This window comes from Mesotoga sp. H07.pep.5.3, from assembly GCF_002752615.1.
GTDB classification, from domain to species: Bacteria; Thermotogota; Thermotogae; order Petrotogales; family Kosmotogaceae; genus Mesotoga; species Mesotoga prima.
In genome coordinates, this window is record NZ_AYTV01000019.1 from 1 (window position 1) to 2,077 (window position 2,077).

Here is a 2,077-nt window from a genome sequence, read left to right on the forward strand (position 1 = left end):
GAGTAGTAGTTTTTTCCTTATGAATATGATAAGGTCCCTTTTTCGCGAGGGACAGGGATCCTGACCAGGAGCATTGTCAGGATGACATAAAAGGCTGAAAGAAGGTGACTTTGAGAAGGGCATGGCACTTATTATTGCCCTTGCTAAAAAGGCAAGGTTCCTCTTCTTGCAACTTGCATCGGGGAAGTTGCAACGATGCCCTCTTCGGGCGAACAGCCGTTCGCCCCTACAAGAAGAATATGATTCTGAATATGATCACACATCAGGAAGATCGGTAAGCGGCTCTTCGCTTTGTTCCTGGCGCGTAAGCGCCAGCATCACTTCCCGACGAAGTCGGCCTCACTTCCTGCGAAGCAGCATCACTTCTGTTCTTACCAGACCCCAGACCCGGTTCTTATTAAGGATTGCCGTCTCTAATTTGCCGAGTCTACAAGTCCAAGATGCTATAATATTCGTGAGGTGTTGACGATGGATTACAAGGACTTCATTCATTCAGATTCAAGAATAATGCTTGGCAAACCAGTAATCAAGGGAACAAGGATAACTGTCGAGCACATACTTTCAGAACTTACGGCCGGAATGGAGATTTCTGAAATCGTTGAAGCACATCCTTCATTGGACAAAGAGAAGGTAAGGGCAGCAATCGCTTATGCTCTTGATGTATTACGCAACGAGGACGTGTACTCTCTTGCCGAAAAGAAGTGAAACGCTTTCCTTGCTCGCTGATGAGAACATCGATCAAAGGTTAGTATCTAGCCTAAGGCTAGCCGGTATCTCTGTGTACTCAGTAGCAGAATTGTCTCCAGGAATCACAGATGAGGAAGTTATGAGACTCTCAGAAAACTTAGGCGCGTTGATCTTGACAGATGACAAAGACTTTGGGGAGATAGTGTTCAGGAAGCAGAGGAGTTGTCCTGGCATTGTTCTCCTGAGACTTACTGGTGTAGATTATTCGCACAAAGCAGACCAGGTAATACAAGTTATAGACAAGTGTGGTAGTAAAATGACCGGCAAATTTGCTGTGATAACTGAAGAAAGAGTCAGAATACGGAAGCTCTTCCCCGGAACAAAATAAGACCGTCATAGTACTATCCTTACTCTTGAGTGTTCTGCTTTCAAGGCCTTCTGCTTTGAGCATTCGCGTACCGTAGTCCGCCAGCTATTAACGAACAACATCTATATCACATCGAAGAACTACATTACTCAAATAGAAATGATGGGGGTCTCACTTTTTTGCTACTTGCACAATTAGTTCTGACCTCAGAATCACTTCTGATATCAGAAAAATGTTTGTACGCAGTAAAAAACCCTTGAAACCTCCAAAACCCCTATTGAGCTGTGCGTTGCGCGTAATAGCTTGTGCGTAGCAGCAAGGAAATGCATTCGAAGTCGATTGTGAATAGTTAAAAAGAGGAACTGACAAATCTCTTCGTGTCCCATTTTTCGCGTAAAAGGCAGAGATCCAACCATGACGTTTTTCGGGCGAACGGCCGTTCGCCCCTACAAGAGAACTGCACTATCATCTGAAATTGTCATCGCGTAGTATTTCGAATAGGGGACTGACGGGCTCCTAACGTCTGTCACATTTTTCGCGTGGGACAGGGATCCTGACCAGGAGCATTGTCAGGATGACGATTGGGGGTGTCATCCCGTAGTGCTCTTATACGGGATCTCGCACATAGAGATCGACATACGTTTAAGAGCCACTGATCGCTGGGAAAAACCAGCCTTCGTTACTCGTCCCAAATCAAGGACCCGTCCTTGGATAAAATCAAAACCGGATCCCGAAACGAGTTAGGGATGACAAAGTGAGGAACTTCCAAAAGCCGATGCCGGGACAACTTTCTCAGTTGCCTTGAATCCTGAATTGATTGCCAGTTCTCTTCACGAGACCCCATACCCTGTAATCGAGACCCTGCCCTTCGCATCATCTGAACTTGTCTCAGCATCCCGTTCTAAGAACCGCTGGTCGCGAGGGACAGAGATCCTGGCCAGAATCACGCCGGGATGACATGAAGGGTGGTCGTCCGATTCTCCTCACGTCTGTTGTAGATATATAAGCTATGACTTGAATTCT

The 2,077-nt window shown here is 46.1% G+C and carries 2 protein-coding genes; both read left to right on the forward strand.

What is annotated here, in order from left to right; genetic code table 11:
- The first annotated feature begins 468 nt into the window (after window positions 1-468).
- Window positions 469-705 (forward strand): DUF433 domain-containing protein, encoded by a 237-nt coding sequence (locus tag V513_RS07965; protein WP_006486348.1) that lies wholly within the window; start codon window positions 469-471, stop codon window positions 703-705.
- A complete protein-coding gene (locus tag V513_RS07970; protein WP_099772311.1) occupies window positions 689-1,075 on the forward strand; it encodes a DUF5615 family PIN-like protein in 387 nt (128 codons plus the stop codon). The genes V513_RS07965 and V513_RS07970 overlap by 17 nt, the downstream gene beginning before the upstream one ends.
- Window positions 1,076-2,077 lie beyond the last annotated feature (1,002 nt).